The 19,739-nt window shown below is 69.0% G+C and carries 17 protein-coding genes; 3 read left to right on the top strand and 14 right to left on the bottom strand.

The window, feature by feature from the left end; translation table 11 throughout:
* Positions 1–2 precede the first annotated feature (2 nt).
* Complete coding sequence (locus tag ACQ0O7_RS33370) at positions 3–3,479, top strand: BTAD domain-containing putative transcriptional regulator (RefSeq protein WP_430788128.1); 3,477 nt, start codon at positions 3–5, stop codon at positions 3,477–3,479.
* An 805-nt stretch (positions 3,480–4,284) separates the two neighbouring features.
* On the top strand, positions 4,285–5,328 hold the full coding sequence (locus tag ACQ0O7_RS33375; RefSeq protein ID WP_430788130.1) for a restriction endonuclease: 1,044 nt from the start codon (positions 4,285–4,287) through the stop codon (positions 5,326–5,328).
* Between the two features lie 312 nt (positions 5,329–5,640).
* On the opposite strand, the gene ACQ0O7_RS33380 is transcribed toward ACQ0O7_RS33375, so the two are convergent.
* The 12 genes from ACQ0O7_RS33380 to ACQ0O7_RS33435 form a co-directional block, all read right to left on the bottom strand.
* Positions 5,641–6,123 carry a DUF4262 domain-containing protein gene (locus ACQ0O7_RS33380; RefSeq protein WP_430788132.1) on the bottom strand — a complete coding sequence of 161 codons (483 nt, stop codon included), beginning with the start codon at positions 6,121–6,123 and terminating at the stop codon, positions 5,641–5,643.
* A 154-nt stretch (positions 6,124–6,277) separates the two neighbouring features.
* Positions 6,278–7,882, bottom strand: a complete 1,605-nt coding sequence (locus ACQ0O7_RS33385) for a VWA domain-containing protein (RefSeq protein ID WP_430788134.1) — start codon at positions 7,880–7,882, stop codon at positions 6,278–6,280.
* 34 nt (positions 7,883–7,916) lie between these two features.
* Positions 7,917–9,017 carry an AAA family ATPase gene (locus tag ACQ0O7_RS33390; RefSeq protein WP_430788136.1) on the bottom strand — a complete coding sequence of 367 codons (1,101 nt, stop codon included), beginning with the start codon at positions 9,015–9,017 and terminating at the stop codon, positions 7,917–7,919.
* Between the two features lie 219 nt (positions 9,018–9,236).
* Positions 9,237–9,560, bottom strand: a complete 324-nt coding sequence (locus tag ACQ0O7_RS33395; protein ID WP_430788138.1) for a hypothetical protein — start codon at positions 9,558–9,560, stop codon at positions 9,237–9,239.
* Positions 9,557–9,961, bottom strand: coding sequence for a hypothetical protein (locus ACQ0O7_RS33400; protein WP_430788140.1), 405 nt, complete (start codon positions 9,959–9,961; stop codon positions 9,557–9,559). Before ACQ0O7_RS33400 ends, ACQ0O7_RS33395 begins: the two co-directional genes overlap by 4 nt.
* Complete coding sequence (locus ACQ0O7_RS33405; protein ID WP_430788142.1) at positions 9,958–11,292, bottom strand: hypothetical protein; 1,335 nt, start codon at positions 11,290–11,292, stop codon at positions 9,958–9,960. Before ACQ0O7_RS33405 ends, ACQ0O7_RS33400 begins: the two co-directional genes overlap by 4 nt.
* Positions 11,289–12,017: a hypothetical protein gene (locus tag ACQ0O7_RS33410; RefSeq protein WP_430788144.1), complete on the bottom strand. Its 729-nt coding sequence runs from the start codon at positions 12,015–12,017 to the stop codon at positions 11,289–11,291. The genes ACQ0O7_RS33405 and ACQ0O7_RS33410 overlap by 4 nt, the downstream gene beginning before the upstream one ends.
* Positions 12,018–12,194: 177 nt before the next feature.
* Entirely contained in the window at positions 12,195–12,716 is a 522-nt protein-coding gene (locus tag ACQ0O7_RS33415; protein ID WP_430788146.1) for a hypothetical protein, read from the bottom strand.
* A 328-nt stretch (positions 12,717–13,044) separates the two neighbouring features.
* Complete coding sequence (locus tag ACQ0O7_RS33420) at positions 13,045–13,572, bottom strand: DUF4314 domain-containing protein (RefSeq protein WP_430788148.1); 528 nt, start codon at positions 13,570–13,572, stop codon at positions 13,045–13,047.
* Positions 13,569–14,282, bottom strand: a complete 714-nt coding sequence (locus ACQ0O7_RS33425) for a hypothetical protein (protein WP_430788150.1) — start codon at positions 14,280–14,282, stop codon at positions 13,569–13,571. Before ACQ0O7_RS33425 ends, ACQ0O7_RS33420 begins: the two co-directional genes overlap by 4 nt.
* A gap of 222 nt (positions 14,283–14,504) precedes the next feature.
* Entirely contained in the window at positions 14,505–15,089 is a 585-nt protein-coding gene (locus tag ACQ0O7_RS33430; protein WP_430788152.1) for a hypothetical protein, read from the bottom strand.
* A gap of 264 nt (positions 15,090–15,353) precedes the next feature.
* The gene (locus ACQ0O7_RS33435) at positions 15,354–17,411 is read right to left on the bottom strand and encodes a hypothetical protein (protein ID WP_430788154.1); all 2,058 of its coding nucleotides are present in this window, start codon (positions 17,409–17,411) and stop codon (positions 15,354–15,356) included.
* Positions 17,412–17,650: 239 nt separating this feature from the next.
* Between ACQ0O7_RS33435 and ACQ0O7_RS33440 the strand changes: the two genes are divergently transcribed.
* Positions 17,651–17,809 carry a hypothetical protein gene (locus tag ACQ0O7_RS33440; RefSeq protein WP_430788156.1) on the top strand — a complete coding sequence of 53 codons (159 nt, stop codon included), beginning with the start codon at positions 17,651–17,653 and terminating at the stop codon, positions 17,807–17,809.
* A 302-nt stretch (positions 17,810–18,111) separates the two neighbouring features.
* Here ACQ0O7_RS33440 and ACQ0O7_RS33445 read toward each other — a convergent pair whose 3' ends face one another.
* Both ACQ0O7_RS33445 and ACQ0O7_RS33450 read right to left on the bottom strand, forming a co-directional pair.
* Positions 18,112–19,080, bottom strand: a complete 969-nt coding sequence (locus ACQ0O7_RS33445) for a hypothetical protein (RefSeq protein WP_430788227.1) — start codon at positions 19,078–19,080, stop codon at positions 18,112–18,114.
* 169 nt (positions 19,081–19,249) lie between these two features.
* Positions 19,250–19,693, bottom strand: coding sequence for a hypothetical protein (locus tag ACQ0O7_RS33450; RefSeq protein WP_430788158.1), 444 nt, complete (start codon positions 19,691–19,693; stop codon positions 19,250–19,252).
* Positions 19,694–19,739 lie beyond the last annotated feature (46 nt).

The raw sequence follows: 19,739 nt of genomic DNA on the forward strand, positions 1-19,739 counted from the left end.
CGATGCTGATGCACCGACTCGGCCGCCAGCTCGTCCGGATGGCCAGCGCCCTGGCCATCCTAGCCCTGCTCGCCGGCCTGCCCGCTGCGCTAGTCGGCGTCATCGGCTGGCCGCTACCGCGAACGGTGCCGACCGACTGGGACGGCTGGGAACGCATCCTCACCGGCGGATTCCCCGACACCATGGTGATCAACCTGCTGGCGTGCGGGTTGTGGCTGGTCTGGGCAGCGTTCTGCTACAGCCTGATCGGTGAGATCGTCGTCGCCCGCCATGGCCGGCCCGCCCGCCACGTCCGCGCACTGTCGCCGTTGCAGGCATTGGCAGCGCTGCTGGTCGCCGGCATGTCCGCCGGCCCGGCAGCCGCCGCCACCCTGGCCATCCCGCCGGCAGTCGTGAGCACGCTGATGACGCCGCCGGCAACCGATGCCCCGGTGCTGGCGGCTTACGCCACCAGCGACACCGCCGTGACCCCGCCGACGGTCCTCGACGCCGACCGCGGCAGCTTGTCCCCGACCGCACTGCCCGGCACCAACCTGGCACCCGACCAGACGCCGTTGCCCCGGTTCGCGCTCGTCGCCCACAGCGGCCCGCTGACCGTCGCCACCAGAGGGCAGCAGTACACCGTCACCGTGCAGCGCGGTGACACCCTATGGGAACTCGCCGACCGATGGCTCGGCGACCCGCACCGCTGGCCGGAGATCTACCAGCTCAACGCCGGCAGATACGACGACCACGGCCGTATGCACGACGGCGACCACATCGAGCGCGGCTGGGTCCTCGCCTTACCCGACGACGCCACACCACCGCCCGGCAGCCGACCCGCCACCCCACCACGACAGCCCTCTGCCGCCGACACCGACGACCGACCCGGCACACCGGCAACAACCGCCCCGACCACCACCGCACCCGAACCCGCCGCATCCGCGACGCCCTCCACCGCTACCACCACGGCTCCAACGAGGCCGGCACCGGCAACCAGCACCAGCACCAGCACCAGCACCAGCACCGAGAATCTGCCACCGGCGTCGCCGCACTCGGGTCCCCCACCGTCGACAACGAAGCCGGGCGGCAACGCCGAGACGCCCGCTCCCACCACCAGTGCATCCACCACGCCGGCGGCCTCCGCGAGCGACACGGCGGACCAGCCGCAGCCCGAACGCAGCCGCACCAGCTCACCCGGAATCTCGCTGGCCAGCGGCAGCTGGCTCGATGTCGGGCTCGCCGCTGCGGTCGCCGCCGCCATCGCCTTGGTCTGGGCCCACAGGCGCCGCCGCTACAGCCCGCGCCCGCTCTCGCCCGACCTGCGCCTCGACGATCCCGACCTGGCGCCGATGCCGCCGGCCGTCACCCAGATCCGGCGCCGCCTACACGATGACACCGACACCGACGATCACGACGACGCCGATGCCGCCGCGTCCTGGACCCCGCCGATCGCCACGCCGACAACCCACACCCTGCATGTGTCCGGCGGCGATCCTGCCGACCCGACCCCACTCGAGGATGAGGACGAACCCGACGAAGTGGTGACCGTCCTCCCAGAAAAGGGCGCTCACGTCGACGCCGATGCGCCGAGGCTCCGGCCGGTCGTGCCGACATTGACGAACCCGGCAGCAGTGTGGCCGTCGTCCGGGCTCGGGCTGACCGGGCCCGGCGCCGAGTCGGCAGCCCGCGGTCTCCTGGCCGCGGCCCTCGCCGACGACGATCCCGATGCCGCGCCGAGCCGCGCGGTCCTGCCCTCCACCACCGCGGCCACCCTACTCGGTGCCGCCGCCGTCACCCTGCCCAGCACTCCACGGCTGCTCGTCACCGACGACCTCGCCGAAGCCCTCAATCTGCTCGAGCAGCAGATCCTGCATCGCAGCCGGCTGGTCTACTCCCACGAGGTCGACACCGTCGCCGCGATGCGGGCCGCCGACCCCTACGAAGAGCCCACCCCACCGATCGTGCTGATCGCCGACGCCGCCAACCATCACGAACGAACCCGGATCGCCGCCCTGCTCACCCAGGGCCAACGCCTCGACATCCACGGGATCCTGCTCGGCGACTGGCCCGCCGGTGACACCATCGTGGTCGACAGCGACGGCACCACCACAGCCGGTGGCAACACACGCCACGGACAACATCCCGCCGACCTCGGCCGGCTCGCCGTCCTCACCCCCACCGAAACCGTCGCGGTGATCACCACCCTGGCCGAAGCACAGACCGGCCGGCCACAGCCGCAACCACCGATCGAGGCCACGCCACCGCACCAGGACACCGAGCCCGCGGAGAACTCCGGCGATCTCGTCCTGCCCCTGGACGACGCAGGCCGGGTCCTGGCCGCGCTGGCCGATCGCGGCGACGCCACCGCCGCCGCGATCGCCGCCCACCTCAACCTGCCGTACCCGGCCACCACCGCCAAACTCGTGCAGTGGGAACACACCGGCCACACGGAGACGACCCGCACCGAGACCGGTCAAACCCTCTGGAGGCTCACCGACATCGGCCGCGACGCCCTCGGCACACCCGTCGCCCGCTCTTCCGTACCGGAGCCGGTCGATCCGGTCGACGAAACGCCAGCCGCTACGCCGCAGACCGCAGACGTCGAAGCGCCCGCCGGCGACCGCTACGCCGAGATCGGCACCGTCTTGCAATGGCCGGACCCGACAACCACATTCACCAGCGAACACCCGCCCGCACCCGACGCCGGCGACGACACCGACAAGCCGGGACACATCGAGGTGACCGTGCTCGGCGAGGCGAGCATCGTGGCCACCGACCCCGACCGCAGACCCCGCCGCAAGGCCCTCGAACTGCTGGTCTACCTCTCCGTCCACGACGGCAGCGCCACCGTCGAAGCCATCCTGGACGACCTGATGCCCGAGGCCCCGGCCAGCAAAGCCCCCGAGCGGCTGCACACCTACGTCTCCGACCTCCGCTCGGTCATGCGCCGCATCAGCGGGCCCGCCACATACCTGACCCATCCCCACCAGCGGTACACACTCAACCCCGACACCGTCGACGTCGACCTGTGGCGCATGCGCACCGCGATCCGCGAAGCCCACCAGGCCAACGACCCGCAACAGCGCGTCACCGCCCTACAACGCGCCGTCGACACCTATCGCGGCCCCCTCGCCGACGGCGCTGACTACGAATGGGCCGAGTCCTACCGCGAAGCCATCCGCCAGCAAGCCCTCGACGCCCACCTGGCGCTGGCCGACGCCCTCACCGGCGACCTCACGGCGCAGGCCAGAGTCCTTGAGACTGCGATCGGGCACAGCCCGTACAGCGAACACCTCTATCAACGGGCGATGCGGACCCGCGCCGCGCTCGGGCACGTCGACGCCATCCGCACCCTACGCCGCGCCCTCGACCGCGCACTGGCCGAGATCGACACAGAACCCAGCGACGACACCATCACCCTCGCCGACAAACTCATCGCCGACCTACGACGTCCGGGACGCCCCACCAACATCGAAACCGCCAGCGGCAGCAACTGACCTCGCAGTCGCCTGGACCGCGAGGTCAGCCCGATTCCGGGCCCCAACGAGAAAAAGAGCCGGTCTCTCACTCGGGGTCCTGGCGTTGGTTCTGCTTGTGAGTTTCGGAGCCAGCTAGATCATGTAGATCCCAATGTTCTTGACTCTCGGAGCCACCTGACCGACTCAGCAATGCCCCCCATCCGCAGACAGAGCCGGTGATGACGCTTGATGACTGCCGGGAACAGGAAGGGCGCGATATCGGCGGCAGATCAGTGCCCCGCGCTGCCCAGCGCCCGGTCTGCACGCCCGGAGCATCTACGCTGTTCAGGTGCCGGGCGGAGCCTAATTCGTCAGGTTCTCCCCGAGCGATGCGCTCCGTTCGGCACCCAGTCCTTCACCACGGCTGCGAAGCGCCCTGTCAGCGGTCGTTGCGGACGACAGCACTGACTCCGGGCAGCATCAACAGATCGTGGCCGACACGAGCACGAAGGCCGGCGATGTAGGGCGAGACCGGCATGCGGCCGACAATATTGACCGCCGTCCACCGCGCCGCGCACGGACGGCGGCATGATAGTGAGTCGGGGTAGTTCCATGACAGCCTCTCATGAGGCAGTCGAATTTCATGCCAAGATAGCATTCTCGGTCGCAGAAATACTAATGGCTGGACTCCTACTTGGAATAGAAAATCCTTTCCCTCTCATTGCGAAAGGATGGACTTGGGTGTTTCCTCGATGGAGGCCGTCCTTGCAAGCCGACATGCCGCCAGATCAAGCTATGTGGGCCTAGCTTCCCTGGAGCGCTCCCTCTAGGGGAGAATACAGGGATGACCGACAGGCAACTTCCGGCAGAGCTTGAAGAACTGCTCGAAAAGATCATGCCCCGGCAGGAGTGGATGGAAGAAGTTCAAGAGCATGCAGAAGGAGGATTAGGCGCATCATTGCCCGATATATGGGCATTTCCTAGCGATAGTCTACTCGACGCTTACCTACAGGTAATTGCGACTAGGCCGGAACCGGAAGTGTTAGGGGTGCTTGAAAGTCTGCTGATCCCGTCTACGGCGACGGGCGGTGATCACCTCAGGTACGAATTTTTTTGTCAGGTTGCATCCTCTGAAAAGCCTGAAGACTTCAGCACTTACCTTCGACTGGAATCGGACCCATTTGTCAAGAGAATAGTGCGCTACTATGCTGGCGTAACTGATGAACCGCCTCGCGAAGGCTTGCGCTGGGTCCTGCGGCTGCTCCCAGACCGGCCGCGACTCGCTCTCCAGGCGCTCGATGTATACACAACCGCAAACCTCTGGGAGCTCTCTGACAAGATGATCCACGCGCTTGGCGATGCGGAAGCAATCATACGTGGATACTTCATCGGAACCCCGGCCACTGCGGTAGAGCGGGTTAAGTTCTTGCTCGATGAAACTGATTGGCGTGAGTTTGAGCAGGTGGTTGAGCATCTCTACGACGCCATGGGCTACAAGACCGAGCTGACGCCAAGGTCTGGGGATAAGGGGCGCGACGTTGTGGCCCGGCGCAGCGATAATGACTACCATCAGACTGTATATATCCAATGCAAGCGATACACCAAGAAGCGTATATCGTCCGATCAGGCGTCCAGCCTCGGAGGCAGGATAAATCAGAGCGAGGCGCTGAGGGGTGTATTGGTAACCACGTCCTCGTTTGAGCCCGCCGCGCTAGAGCATGCAAGGATTGATCAGCGGATTGAGCTAATTGACGGGCCCAACCTTATTCTTCTCATGAATGAGCACCTTGGGTTCAACTGGCCAAACCGAATCAACCAGCTTAAAAGCTCCAGGCCTTACTCGACTCGCTCTTCTGCATCGAGCCCTGAGGTCGGCAAGTCTAGGTAAGACTAAATTGTTCCACGAGGATCTTGCTGGGCTGGGTGTGCGGTCAGGGTTGCGGCCCAGCGCACTCAACTCGGCACGAGAGCGCGTCGCTCCTTCTGTACACGGCCGATCCAGGACGTGACTAAAATTGACTCAACGGCCCGCGCTGGCTCGCCGCGCACTTGTCCGGTGTTGGCTGCCGCTTCGCTGGTGTGAGCGGCAGCCAACACCGGATCTTTCGGTCCCGTTGCCGTAGGCGCCTGGGTCAGCTGGCCGGCTGAACAGCAGCAGTGTCGGCCGGCCCGCCGGCTGGGCACGGCTTCACTGGTTCACCTACTCTGCGGGCGGCAGGGTTTCCGGGTTCGCGATCAAGGGCTGGGCGTGCGGCGGGTACCCGTAACCGCTGTCCCATGGGAATCGGCCGTCCTGGTCGGGCCAGACCAGTTGCTGAAGGCGGACCTTGTCACGGCCGTAGAGCCGGAACGCGATGCCGGGATGCAGGACGTCGTTCGGCGCGCCGTCGACGATGATCGCGTCGTAGCCGGCCAGGACGTCGCTGAGTCGCTCGCCGTGGGAGAACCGGGCGGCCTGGTCGAAGACCCGGCGGCCGAGGTCGTTGAGCAGAGCCTGCGCAATCTGCGGTGTAAGGCCGGCGAGAACCAGTTCCGGGTGGTCGTGGGCGGTGAGGCCGACGGTGTAGGTGAACGCGACGTTGGTGGGCGGGTCGCCAGGGTCGGGAAAGACGTGCACGACGGACCAGCCGACCCGGTCGATGATCTCGACCTGCTGTTGTAGTAGTTCGTTCATGCTCGGCATGACGGGATCCTGCCTTTCTCGTTGAGCCGTTTCGTTGAAGGCGCGGGCACGCCAGACACCGGGACAGACAGAGGCGCGCCCGCGCGTAGTGGTGTATCGCCGGGTGCCGCCGTGAACTGCCCTGGGAGGTTGGCACCGTCGGCGGCGGCAGTGGTCAGGCGTTTTCGATGGCGGTGACGGCGGCGTCGGCGATGCGGGCGACGGCGTCGACGGGGTCGGCGACGGTGATCGTGGTGGTGTGCTCGAAGGTGTGGCTGGCCAGGTCTTTCGGGTGTAGCCACAGCACAGCGCAGCCGGCCCGGTGCAGGGTGGTGATGAGTTTCTGCCCGGCCTGCTTGTTGTCGAGCCGACCGTCGGACACGACGGCCAGCATCCGTAGGGAGCGGCCGTGGCGCAGGTCGAGGAGTTGGTCGGCGAGTTTCGCGGCCTCGCAGAAGGTGGCGGTGTTGCGGTCGTCGGCTGGCATGTGCAGGACCTGTTGTGGCCGGGCGTGGGGTGGGGTCAGCAGGGTGGCTCGGTCGCCGAAGCCGATGGTGGTGGTGATGGCCTGGCCCCGGCGGGCGGCGTGCGCGAAGATCCATGCTGCGGAGGACAGTTCGGCTGCATAGGAGTGCATGGAGCCGGACAGGTCGGCCAGGATGCCCAAGCGCAGGGTGGGTTTGGGCGGCGGTGCCACGGTGCGGTGCTGCCAGGGCTGTGCGGTGGGGGTGTGACCGGCGGCGATCTGGGCGTCGGCGGCGATTGCGTGCCGGGTGCGCAGTCGGCCGGGTGGCAGCACAGCGCCGCGCCGGATGATCTCGGGGTTGCGGGTCCGGGCCCGCGCGATGCGCGCGGCGAGGTGGCGGGCGGCTTCTTGCTGCGCGGCGGTGGGTGCGGTGCGTGTCCAGGTGGCGGGTGGGCGGTGCCGCAGGTCGAGGATCCGGGCCCGGTAGTCGCTGGGGGTGAGCCGGACGGTGGCGGCGAGGAAGTCGATCAGGGCTTGGTCGAGGCGGCCGGCGAACAGGCTGTCATCGGCGATCGGGACGAGCTGGTGCTGGTCCGGGTCGATGCCGAGGATCTCGCACCATCGGCGCGCCAGTTCGATCATCGTGGTGGCGTCGGTGTCGTCGACCGTGTGTGCCTGCCGCCAGACCTCCCGGAGCCGGCGCAGTGTGAGCCGGCCGATGACGGCTGTGACGGCGGCGCGGATGCCGCGGACGTCTTTGCTGGTCAGGATCCGTGCGTCGACGCGGGCGAGGAGCAGCGCGGCCAGCACCCCGGCGTGCCAATGGTCGTCGACCGGGGCGGCGCCGGGATGTACCACGGTGTTGGTCATGTGGCGCAGCCAGCGGCGGTCGGTCCGGCGGCGGCCGCGTTGCCGGCCTTCGGCACGTGATTCCTCGAGCAGTTCGGCGACCTCGGTCAGGATCGGCGCGGTGCCGGGCGGTGCCGTCCACAGGGAGTGGGCGGCGTGGGCGCAGCCGTGTACGAGCAGTCCGTATCCGGTGGGCACGATCTTCTTGTGCCCGGCCCGTCGGGGGTCGGCGACGTCGGGGGTGTCGGCGATGTGGGTCGCGTTGATCTCGATGCGGTTTAGTGCCGGGTAGAAACATTCGGGGGCGCCGCCGCCGGCGCCGGGTGCGACGAGCACGGTGAGGTCGGTGCGGCCGGTCAGCCGGGGGACGTATTTGGTCCAGGCGTCGGACCAGAGCTGCCAGTCCGCGTTCGGCTTGGCCTTGTTCGCGGTGCCGGCGCGGCGGTGCGGGTTCGATGGCGACATCGGTTGTCTCCTCTCGATTGGTGGAGGGCGGGGGTCAGCGTTTGCCGAGGGCGAGGGCGGTGACTGGTTTGCCGGTGTGCTGGGACAGGGCGTTGGTGACGGCGTCGCGGGCGTCGTCGGGGGCGATGCCGGCCAGGTTCGACAGCGCCGCAGTCATGCCGAGGGTGCTTTTGACCTTGACGAAGCCGAGCAGTTCACGCAGTTGCGGGGCCCAGCCGATGCGGCCGGCGGCCAGTTCGAGGTTCAGGTCGACCGCTGCGGCGATCACGGTTTTCGGGACTTTGAGTTCGGCGGCCAGGTCCCAGTCGGTGGTGACCTCGACCTGCACGGTGAACCGTGAGGCCAGGGCCTCGGTGAGGATCGCGCCGTGCACGCCGGGGTTGTGGCCGCCGCACACGTAGAACCCGTCGACGGCTTCCACGGTCTCGGCGCCGTTCGGGGTGGTGACGGTGATCTTGCCGCGGCCGTCCATCACCGGGTACAGCACGGCGAGTACGCGGGGTGGGATGAGGGTGGCGTCGTCGACCAGCAGCGCCCGGCCTTCGCGCATCGCCTGCACGAGGGGGCCGTAGATGAAGTCGTAGCCGCCGCCGGGCAGCGGGGCGTAGGAGCCGAGGAAGTCGTCGACGATGGTGTCGCCGGTGCCCGCGACGGTGAGCAGGTCGGGGAACGCGGCTTCGAGCATGGCGGTCTTGCCGGTGCCGGGCGGCCCGTACAGCAGCACCGGCATCCGCTGCTGGCGCAGTTGGTGCAGGACGCTGACGTCCCAGTCGCGGCCGAGCCGGCGCGGGTAGTACAGCAGCCCGCTGGGGCGGGTGATCGGTGTCGGCTTCCCGCTGCGGCGGGTACCGCCGTGGCGTCCGGGGGTGGTGGGCGGGATGGTGCCGGCGGCGGCGATACCGGGCTGGGTGATCTGGAACCGGTGCGGGTCGCGGTCATGGGTGGCGTGTCCGGCGGCGGCCATCTTCCTGGCGGCTTCGAATACGGCACCGGTCGAGGGCGCCTCGATCGCTTTGGTGATCTCACCGACCTTGTGCGGACGGTCCGGGTGGTCTCGCAGGTAGAGGGCGACTTTGCGGTACAGGTATCCCGAGGCCCCGGCGGTGGGCTCGGGAGCGGGCGGGGGTGCAGTCATGGCAGCCTTTCGAGAAGGCGGGCATGCCTGCGCCCCCCGTCTCCGGGGTGCGCAGGCATGCCCGCACAGCGGAAACGGGTCAGGCGATCGCCCGGAGCGTCTCGATCAGTCGGATCGAGGACGTCGGGTGTCGCAGCCGTGTGGTGCTCGGATCAGAAGGCGGTGCGCGGGTCCCGGCTCGGTCAGAGCCAGGCGACCGCGGGGATCGGGCTGAGGCGATCAGGCGTCGGGTTTGGGCGGCGGCTCGACCTCGGTGAAGCCGAACATCCGCTCGATGATCTGCAACGACCTCGTGCGGTACCGGTCGGCGAAGCCGCGGCAGACCGCCGGCTGCACACCTTCGGGCGCCATGCCGGGCAGAGTGCTGTGGCAGATGATGAAGCTTTCTGCTGCTCTGGCCTCGTCGACCAGGTCACGCAGCCGGCCCTGTTGCAGGTGCATGAGGTTGCCGGGGCGGAATATGCAGGTGTCACACATGCGGGCCAGCAGCCGGGTCCGCATCGTTTCGGGGTCGCCGACCGACCGGTCGTCCGGGCGGGTCATCGCCGCGGCTCCGGCTCGGTCTCGTCGGTGCTGTCGAGCCACAGCTGCCAGAGCCGCAGCAGCCCGTCCAGGTGGCCGAGCTGCGCCTGTCGTACGGCGAGCAGGGCGTCGAAGCGTGCCCCGGCGCCCCGCAGTTCGTCGAACCTTCTCAGCGGTGTGGCGGGCTGGCCCGGTTCGGCCTCGATCACCTGCCGCACGGTGCCGGTGTGACCGGTGATGGTGTCGATGACACGGAGCAGCTCGTTCTCGGTGACCCCGACGGCCTCGGCGGTGCTGCCGATTTCCTGGGCGAACTCCGCTGCCAACCCGCCGCGTTGCATCGCACGTTCCAGCTGTTGGTGGGTGAGATCGCGGCCAGTGTATTTGGCGATCATGTTTTCCAGGTCCATCGCTGTGGTCACCACCGTTTCGTAGGGGAGAGGTCGGGCAGGGTGTCCCAGGCATGGCCGGTCCAGATCCGCCACCGCCCGCCTGCTGGCGGTGCGGTGAGGGCCTGCTCGAGGTCGCGCCCCGAGACAGGCGCGGGAATCGGGCGCAGCGCCAGGGTGGTGCCGGCATCGTCGACCAGGCGCAGCAGAGTGTTGCCCATGGCCGCTTCGACGGCGACCGCTGTGGCCAGCATCTGCTGGTCGACGCGCCGGCCGTCGTGGCGGCTGGCGGCCACGTACGCCGACCATGCTGCGGTGCCGGCCGCGTCGCTCATCAGCAGTTCGTGGCCGGCACCGGTGGCGTCGTCGCCGACGGTGCCGATCCGCTGGCCGTCGAGCAGCAGCGCCGCGACGTAGGCCGTGCCGCCACGCGCCGGCCACCGCGACAGCATGCTCAGCCGGAACCGGTCGTGCGGAACCTGCATCCCCGGGGCGTGGGGCAGCGGCACGAATCGCTGCTGATCTCCGGGCGCGGGCACCTCACCGACGATGCGGTCGCAGTCGTGCGGGTCGACCGCCCGCCAGTTCCAGGCGCCGCCCATCACCACGTACTCGCCGTCGTCGTCCGGGGCGATCCTCCTCGTGGTGTCCGGGCCACCAGACACGCCGGTCTTGTCGACGACCAGGAGGTCACCGTCGAACCTCATCGTCGGTAGCCGGTCGACCGCCTCGGCGCACGCTTGCGGTCGGATGCCGAGGTTGAGCAGTTCGTCGCGCCAGAACACGCGCAGCCGGTGCTGGTCGGCGACGATCGCCTCGGCGACCTGCCGGGTGCAGGCGAACACCGCCCGGCCGTCGAGGCGCAGCTCGCGCTGCGTGCCGACGAACCCGGCCGGGATCCGCCGGGTCCCGAACGGGCACGTCCGCCATGACCAGCTGCCGGCGAACACGCCGGCCGCCCCGACCCGCAGCCGCTCCGGGTGCAGGTGAGGCAACATCCGCCACGGCAACGTCGGGGTCGCGGCCGCCAAATGCACCGGGGAGCGTTCGTGGACCCCGTCGTCGAATCCGTCGATGTACGCCCCCAGCGCCTCGTCGCGCTGTATGTCGGTCAGGTCATCCCAGGACGGCTGGCCGCTTCCGGCGGCGGCCTGATAGGTCTCGCCGGTCACCCATCCGCCGGTTCCGCCCAGGTAGGGGACCAGCTGCCCGCCGATGCCGGTGCTGCGGTTCGGCCCTCGACGGGTGAGCACACGCCTGCCGAGGCTGGTGCGGGCCCACTGGTCGGCGGCGTCGTGGCCGGCTTGCCGGCCAGCGGTGTACAGGCCCATCAGGGTCATCGCCCACATGCTCGCGTCGCTCATCGGTCGCCGCCGTCCACGGCCACGGCCCCACCGGCGTCACGATGCGGGACAGACCAGCCGAAGTCGTGCAGCCAGTACCGGCGCTCCGGGTCGGGCAGCACCCACTGGCGGGCACCGTGATGATCGACGCAGACGATCCCGGCCAGCGACCGACGCAGCACCTGCCGACCGGACTGCGCCGAAGCCGGCAGGTCGACGAGCCTGTCGATCAGCCGCCGCCCGGCCCTGACCAGCGGCCACGGAGCCGCAGCGCCGATGGGCACCTCGACGGTCATCAGCTCGGTCAGCCCGTCCGCGATCAGCTCGATCGGCTGCCATACCCGCACGGCCGGCACCAGCACCTGCTGGCCTTCGAGTGAGGAGCAGGCGCGGGTGAAGTCTCGGTAAGCATCGGCGCGGGCGGTGCGGAGCCTGCCGTGTTCCACCAGCAGCTGGCGCAGGTTGTCCACATAGGTGGTCAGGTCCTCGGTTTCCTGGTCGCTGGTCGGCGCGAGCTCCATCCGCATCCAGGCGACCGAGTGGTGCAGCATCTGTAGTTGGAAATCGGTGGCGGTGTAGCGGGCTGCCGTCGCCACCCAGGTGAGGATCAGTTTCGGCTGCTGGGCGAAGGCCAGATCGAGTTCGCCGTCGTCAGCGATGCTGTAGCCGGCGTGCTCGGTCAGGTCCCGCAGCACTTGATCGATGGTGGCTGCCTGTGGCAGAGGCCAGTCGTAGTTGTCGGGCATGGTTCTTCCTTTCCGGAAATGTGAAATCCGCGACCGGGTGGTCGCGGATCTCGTGGCAGGTGGCGATATGTGGTGATCGATCGTGTGGATCACCTGTCGATGTCGTGAGCTGGGCGCGCGCCACGGCCCCGCCTTCCGATGCCGGAATGCGAGGCCGTGGTGTGGCGCGGGTGTGGGTCAGAGGCGGGACAGCGGGGCGTAGTCGCGGAAGCCCTGGCCGGGCCTGCCGCCGATGACGTTGAGCTCGTCGCGCCGGATGTGGTCGGGATCTGCCCCGGTAGCTTCGGCGTGGGCGTACCACGCGGACATCAGCGCGTCGCGGGCCTGCTCGGCGGTGGCGCCGATCCCGGTCCACGAGTAGTGCCGAGTGTCAGTGGTGGCGACGTAGACGACGGCCGGTTTCGCGAGAGCGGCCCGGGCGACGTCAGGCCAGGTATGGCCGGCATCAGCAGTCGGGTCGAGGCCGGCAGCCGCTACGGTGCCGGTGTCGGGCCCATCGCAGTGCTGCACAATGGCATGGCCCAGGGCAGCGAGCCCGGCCCGGTTATCGACGTAGATGCTGCCGTCGAACAACTCGATGCCGGCCTGCTCATCGGTGAGAGGCTCGTCGCGGAAGAGGTCGCCAGGGCGCAGCCAGCGGGTGATCCAATCCGGATCGGTCTTCTCGTCACCGCTGGTGGCGGTGCTCGGTTCGGCCATGAGGTTCTCCTTGTCTCGTGAGGCGGTCAGTCACAGGTCGGTTCGGTGCCGGCTCCTCGGCCCGGACGATGGGGGTTGACCACCTGCCGGCAACAGGTCGGTGGTCCGGTCGCGAACCGTGGTCCCAGTTGCGTCGCGGTAGGCGCCGGTCGCTTCGTCACGCCGGGGTTTGTCGAGTACCGCCCCGTTCGGCGGCCCAGTCGTGTCGTGCAGTGGTCACCGGCTAGGTGTCGCAGGTGAGTCGCGGGTGCCGATTAGCCGGGTCAGGGTGGCGCCACCCGCGTTCGAGGCGTGCCGTACGCGGATGGCGCGGCCAGCGGCGGCGGGCTCAGTCCAGGCCGCTGTCGGCAGCCGTACCGAGGTCGGGTCGGCGGCCGAGGATCAGCCGTTGCCCGCGGCCGACACCGAGGCCGAGGCCGTAGGCCTTGAAGCAGCCATCGCACATGTAGGCCCACGGACCGAGCCGGGTCGAGCCGTCGAAGCCGGCGGGAATCACCGTGTCGCTCATGGCACGGTGGATGTCGCAGGGCGGCAGCTCGGTGACGTAGGCGACCGCATCACTGGCGGCAACCGGCGGCGTCAGAAGACCGGGGTCCGGTGCCGGGTCTTCCACCGGAGTCGGATGCTCGGCGTCTGGCGTGTCGGCGGTGACGGCCTGCGGTTCGAGGGCGAGGGCAATACGGTCGCCGTCGTCGAGCAGCATCGCCAGGGTGGAGCCGTCGTCCCAGGCGATGGCGACAGTGTTCGATCGCAGGTCGTGGCGGCGGACGGTACCGACGGCGCCGGGCCGCAGCCGGGTGTGCGGATCGCTGGTGTGGATCAGGACGACACGCTGGCCGGGAAGATAGGTGGTCACGGCTGGCGCTCCCCGCCGGCCGGCGATACCGACACCGCGCGGGGCAGCAGGTCGGCGGCGATGACGAGCCGCTGCCGGTCGTACAGCGGGCTGTCGGCCGCGTCCGCGGCGTCGACCTGCCCGCTGCCGGGGACGTTGAGCCGCAGCAGTCGGCCGGCGGCGGCGCGGAGCTGGTCGGCCGATGCGTTGCTGGCAGCCTGTAGTTCGCACAGGCCCTGCACCAGGCCGCGGCGAATCTCCTCCAACCGGTCGCGTTCCTGTTGCAGCCGGACCCAGGCGCGACCTTGCTCCAGGGCGACGGCGTCGAGGTCCTCGCTGCGGGAGCCAGGTGCGACCAGCGCGATCGCGGCGTGCAGAAGCCGGTGCGCGTCGAGGCGCTCGTGGTCGGCGCGGATCCGTTCGCGGACCGCGATGTTGCGGTAGTGCTCGATGACGTCGGAACTGGTCGGGCCCTCGACGCGGGTGACGCCCGGCCAGCCCTGCTTCCACCAGGTGCCCAGCCACGCCAGGAGCTCGCCGGTCTGGACGCGCGACAGCAGGATCGACCGGCGTGAGGATGCGCCGTAGGTGCGGTGCTGCACCGAGAGGACGAGGTCGTCGGTGATCGGCGACAGGTGGCGGGGGCCGAGCAGCAACACGTCGTTGCCGCCGGTCTCGTGCAGCTCGAACCGCGCGGTTCGCGCGGGATTCGGTCGGGAGGTTCGGCTCACGGGTGCGGGTCTCCTTCGCGGATGTGAACACCGCGCCGGCAGTACGCCGGCGCGGTGTCCCGAGGGTTGTCGGGTGATGGCGGCCGGCAGGCCGGTAGAGAAGGGTGCAGATCGCGCTGAATGCGCGGGCGGGACGCGTCCTCGCACCGCCGGGCGTGGACCAGCACGGCATGCCCTGATGCCCTGTGTGCAGGTAGGTCTTGCGGTCAGCGGGCGGCGCGGTTAGTCGTCGCGTTCGCTCATTACCTGGTCGAGGAGGTGGTCGACCACGCCGAAGGCATCGGCGGAGCCATTGCCTTCTTCGCGGGCGTCGCCGTAGGCACGAATCGCGTCGTCGAGGTCGTCGCGCCATACCCTGCGCGGGTCCGGCTCGTCGGGCTGCCCGGGTGCGGTGTCGTGCCTGGCTGGCGGCAGGTAGTGCTCGCTGTGCCGAAGCCAGCGGTCATGGACGGTGGCTTCGTAGACGGCGACGACGGCGGTGGCCGGATCGATGACGTAGAGCCACCCGATATCCGCGCCGATGCAGCCGGTCAGCCGGAGCAGGGCCGGGCGGGGTCGTGTGCCGCCGGGTGACGGCACTCCTACTCCCGTCACGATCTGGTAGGGGCTCGTGTGCTGCCGGTCCGCAGTGAGGTAGGACCAGTCCTCGGCGAGCAACGCGTCCGTCATCCGGCGACTGTCACCGCCGAAACCAGCCCAGATGGCGCGCAGCGTGGGAATCAGGGACTCGGGGGCGTCGCCGTTGTGCAGGTAACGGGCGGTCACGCCGCCACGTGATGCCATGCCGATGTAGACGCGGTCTGACATACCGTTCCTTTCTTGGTTAATTCGGCGCAAGCCGATGTCTAGTGGGGTTTCGCTTGCCGTGCGTTGCGGTGCGATCCCCGGCCGCAGTGCACGGCAGACTTGACCGGAATGCCGTCGTACCGGGATGGGGCCGAGGCCTCGGTCCGGATGGCGAGTCTGGTCGGGCCGAGGCGGTTCCGCTCGCCGGGCGAAGGGGCGTAGAGGGGGACGCGGGGGCGTTTCAGCTTCGTCACCGACCGGGGCCGGTGGTGCCGGATGCCAGGCTCAGGCAGGCGTGGTCATGGTGAGGCCGAGGCGATCGCGTTCGAGCATCAGCAGCTGCCGGGCCGGGGCGTGCCAGCCGTCGTCGTCGAGCGGAGCGGGTGTCTTCCCGGAGGCCAGCGCCAGTATTGGCGGGATCTGGTCGGCGTACGGCGCACCGAGTTTCTCCAGGTCCGTGCACGCGTGGGTCACGTCGGCGCGGGTCTTGGCAGTCCATGCGCCGGCCCGGCCCCAGCCCTCTCGGCGGCGCCCGCGGATGGGCCCTTCGCACAGGTGGTAGCCGAGCCACACCACCGGCGGGTGAAGGCCGAGGGCGGTGGCGAGCACGGCGACCTTGTCGTAGTCGCCGGCCTGGTCGCCGCGCCGGGAACGGTGCCCGACCGCGCGCGGGTTCGTCAGGGTGCGCCAGTAGCCCGGATACACTGCGGTGGAGGCCATCAGCTCGGACGTCCCGCGGAAGCCTCCGGTGGTGAGGGCGTGCGGGAGTTGGTCGAGGAGTAGGTGTGCCAGTTCCCGGCGCACGGCGGGCACGCCCGGATCGTCGGCCCGCCAGTTCCGGACCCGGCCATCGGCTGGCGCGGGGGCCGGGGCCAGGTCCGGCAGGCCGGCGCCGTCGGCCAGCAGGCCGAGCAGCCGGGCGGCGAAGTCGCTGAGCATGTTTTCGAAGCCGCGGCTGCGGTCGTAGAAGTCGGGGATCGAGGCCCAGTGGCCGCCGCCGCGGTGCGCGACGCGGTGTGCGGCCTCGTGCAGCAGTACCAGCAGCGTCCGGTGCCGGTCGGTGAGCACCTCGCGGTGCACGGCCACGTCGCCGCTTCTCGGGCTGTAGAAGCCGTCGGCGCACGGTGACTCGTCACTGTGGTCGTACACCTTCACCTGGTTCAGGGCGAACGATCCGATCGCGCGGCGCACCAGGTGGCAGCAGTCGTCCAGCAGGGTGCGCTCCGCCCTGGTGAGTGCCTTCGCGGGTACCCAGCGGGTCTTGTTGCGGGTGCGGGTGTAGTGGCTCTGCTGGCTGGTCTTGGCGGCTTGGACCCCCAGCAGGTGCATCAGCCGGGCCTGCTGATGGACGCTGAGACCGGCGGTGACCTGCTCGGTGTAGCCGTTGTCCTTCAGGTCGAGTACGGCTTCTTCGCTGCCGGGTGCCGGGTAGTACGTCTTATCCGGCAGATGCATGCGGGCCCAGGATCGCCACGCCGCGCGCGGGTGGGGCCGGTGGACCTCGCCGAAGAACTGTTCCTGCTCGCGCAGTTTCCCGCCGTCGAGCACGTGTCGGGCGAACCGGTCGATGAGTTTCAGGTTGTCGCTGGCGGCGAGGATGTCACGGACCGCGGTGCGCAGTGCGCCGGCTTCGATGACGGTGCGGTCCCGATTCTGTAGCGCTTTGTGGTCCAGCGGCAGGTCGTAGGAGGCGAGGAAGCCGGGCATGCGGGTGACCAGGACTCCGCCGATCCACACCCGGCCCGGCTCGCCGTCGAGCACGCACACCCCTGGCGCTGTCGGCGGCCGGTAGCCGGGTTCGGCCAGGGCGCGGAACCGTCCGATCGCCTCGTCTGCCAGTTCTCGCGGGCATTCGACGGTGAAGACGGTGCCGCGGGTACGGCTGTTGGGGTGGAACCGGTATACCAGGACCTCGCTGCCCTGCTCGGAGCGGGACGGGATGAGCCCGCCGAGCAGTTTGCGTCGCGTCACGGTCGGGGTGAAGCCGTAGCCGACGGTCTCGCAGCGCACACCACCGATCTGCGGGCTTCGGGCCAACACCAGACAGGCGAGCTTCTTGCCCTCGCCGAACTGCCCGATCTGCTGGTCGGTCTTGGTGGAGACCCCGAGGATGAGACCTTCTTCGGGGATACCCGGCCCCTTGTCGACGATGGTCAGGACCCCGTCAGCCCAGCTGACCTGGGCATGCTCGTCTTCGTCGAGCGCGTTCGCGATCAATTCGGACACCGCCCGGACGGGTGTCCAAGACTTCACATAATCCGGCGAAATGGGGTAGGCGATAGTGTTGTCGGTCTCGTCATGCCCGCCGGCGGCGGGCATGACGATCACATCGTGGTCGGTCACGAGGTTCTCCTTGATTGAGGGGATTCCGTTACAGCGCAGTGCTCACGGGCGTATGACGACGCCCGTTGAGATACGGCGTGGCGGGTATTGCGTGAAGGCGCGTTTGACGAGGTTCGGTGCGGTGGCCCTGCTGGCAAGCACCGGGTGCAGATCGACGAGTTCGCGGGACGAGCAGTCAAGAGCGGGCTGCGGGCGTCCCTGCGTATGCTCGGCGAATGAATGACGGAGAGAGCCGGCCCGTGCGGCTTCGCGTGTTCCGCGACGAGGTGCAGGATGTCGTCCCGTTGGACTTCGATCTGTTGTTCGCCGCCGCTCGCCGAAGGGACGTCGAGGACGGCCGGGAGGCTCCGGGTGAGACCGAGTCGTGTGGAGGCGTAGACGTCGGCAACGGCGACTGATCTCGGAGGCAGTGCCATCGCATCTGCATCGGCCAAGGCCGTCACGGTAGGTTCTCGTCACGGACGGCATCACCGCCGGTCAGCCGACGACGTGAACGTCTCGCCGGATGAGGGCTTGGCTCGTTACCGGGGCAACACGGTTATTCCGATGGCGCGAATGGGCCGGACTCTTCCCGTCAGGGCAGCAGTCACCGGATCATGGTGCTTGCCGATGCGGTCGGATGCCAGGTTCCTCCCGTAGACCCCGGTCCGCCTCTGCCCGCAAGGGTATGCCGCCGGGGTTTTGCTTTGCCTTCATACAGCTAGTACATCGATATGTGCACGTGGTTTGTGTGCCAGCCGGAAGCATCGTTGCCTCCCCAGGGGTTGTTGTAGGCGTACCAGCCGCGCTCGGGTTCCCAGATCATGCGGAACCAGATGACGTAGCGGATTCCGAGAGCCTCGGCGTTACCGACCGCCCAGGCCGCCATTGCGTCCCCCATCGCCTTCTGACTTCCGGTGGCTTCACCGCCGGCGCTCATCATCCAGTCGCAAGCGCGCCCCTTCGGGTGTTCGCCGTGATCGTCGACGCGCCAGCAGCTGGGATCGGGGAAGCCGGCGCCGGCGGCTTGCCGGACGAGGTGCAGCGTGCGCGGGGTGAGGCAGCCGGCGCCGGTGGTCGGATCTGGCCGGATGGAGCACTGTTCCTCCGGCAGGGAGCCGTCGGGGTTGCGGGGGGCGGGCACGGCCATGCCGACGGCCGGGCAGGCGGTCGTGGTCCCGGTGACCACGCTGACCAGGTGGACGGCATCCGGCTCCCACTTCGCGTAGGCCTGCGGATAGGCGCTGATCTGCACCGCCTGCGCCGCGGCCGTCACGGTCATCAGCTGCCAGCCGGGGATGGCCAGCAGCGTGGTGTAGAACTTGGTCGCCGCGTACTGCGGGTCCTGAAGCTGTTCGGGCGTTCCCCAGCCCTGGCTCGGGCGTTGCTGGAACAGCCCGACCGAGTCGCGGTCGCCGCCGGGTAGGTTGATCAGTGAGGACTCCTGCATGGCGGTGGCTACTGCGATCACTTGACCGCGGGCGGGGACCTGCAGGCGCTGACCGACGGCGACGATGACCGCCGCGTTCGCGACCTGCTCGACGTTCCAGTCTCCGATCGGTTCGGGCTCCGCGCTCGCATCGCCGCCGCCGGAGGTGTGAGAGCCTGTCGGTGACATCGCGTTGACGGGAAGGCAGTTCGCCGAAGCACCGCCGCCGAACATCCCGATCAACAGGCCGGAGCAGCCCATCAGCACGACGGCGACTACGGCCGTGATCCCGCCGATGGCACGCGAGATCACTGGTCATCTCCGTTCAGTTGAGCCGGTGCCCGACCAGCTGGGGTGGCTGCTGCTCCGTCACCACGGGTGGCCCACCTCGTGGCCGATCCGGGCGCGGGTCCGGCCACGAGGTGGCGGTTCATGACGCGAGTGGCTCGGTGCCGTAGGCGGTTCCGTTGCTGAGGTACATGGTGACCGTGTCCGTGCCGGGGTCGAGCAGGTAGATCCACTGAGCGTCCAGGTCTCTGGCGGCGGTCAGCGTGGTGACGATGATCGGCTCGGGCGGCAGGACCTCGCCGTCACCGCCGGTGGCGGCCAGGGTCATGCCGATGCCGGGGATCAGCTCCTCGCCGGCCAGCGGGGTCGAGTCGCTGCCGTCGGTCATCTCCGGGTCCAGGTAGTCCCAGTGGTGCTCGAGCAGCAGGGTGGTCAGCCGTTTGGTGTCACCGGCGGCGGCTCCGGCCCAGATGCCGCGCAGTGCGGGGATCATGCGGTACGGGTTGCCGTCGCTGTGGACGTAGCGCAGCCGGACATGGCCGGGTTGTGCGGGGTCGGGGATGCCGACGTAGCTGTGGGTGCTCACGGTTTGTTGTCTCCTCGGTGGGCGTCGGTTGGGTGAGACGACCCTT

The organism is Actinoplanes sp. G11-F43 (assembly GCF_050589265.1).
Taxonomy (GTDB): Bacteria; Actinomycetota; Actinomycetes; order Mycobacteriales; family Micromonosporaceae; genus Actinoplanes.

Excerpts from the sequence above, each read along its gene's own strand:
- ACQ0O7_RS33405 (WP_430788142.1), bottom strand. The coding sequence starts at position 11,292 with ATGAGCGACGCGAGCATGTGGGCGATGACCCTGATGGGCCTGTACACC.
- ACQ0O7_RS33390 (WP_430788136.1), bottom strand. The coding sequence starts at position 9,017 with ATGACTGCACCCCCGCCCGCTCCCGAGCCCACCGCCGGGGCCTCGGGA.
- ACQ0O7_RS33385 (WP_430788134.1), bottom strand. The coding sequence starts at position 7,882 with ATGTCGCCATCGAACCCGCACCGCCGCGCCGGCACCGCGAACAAGGCC.
- ACQ0O7_RS33415 (WP_430788146.1), bottom strand. The coding sequence starts at position 12,716 with ATGGCCGAACCGAGCACCGCCACCAGCGGTGACGAGAAGACCGATCCG.
- ACQ0O7_RS33410 (WP_430788144.1), bottom strand. The coding sequence starts at position 12,017 with ATGCCCGACAACTACGACTGGCCTCTGCCACAGGCAGCCACCATCGAT.
- ACQ0O7_RS33395 (WP_430788138.1), bottom strand. The coding sequence starts at position 9,560 with ATGACCCGCCCGGACGACCGGTCGGTCGGCGACCCCGAAACGATGCGG.
- ACQ0O7_RS33445 (WP_430788227.1), bottom strand. The coding sequence starts at position 19,080 with ATGGGCTGCTCCGGCCTGTTGATCGGGATGTTCGGCGGCGGTGCTTCG.
- ACQ0O7_RS33370 (WP_430788128.1), top strand. The coding sequence starts at position 3 with ATGCTGATGCACCGACTCGGCCGCCAGCTCGTCCGGATGGCCAGCGCC.
- ACQ0O7_RS33430 (WP_430788152.1), bottom strand. The coding sequence starts at position 15,089 with ATGTCAGACCGCGTCTACATCGGCATGGCATCACGTGGCGGCGTGACC.
- ACQ0O7_RS33375 (WP_430788130.1), top strand. The coding sequence starts at position 4,285 with ATGACCGACAGGCAACTTCCGGCAGAGCTTGAAGAACTGCTCGAAAAG.
- ACQ0O7_RS33380 (WP_430788132.1), bottom strand. The coding sequence starts at position 6,123 with ATGCCGAGCATGAACGAACTACTACAACAGCAGGTCGAGATCATCGAC.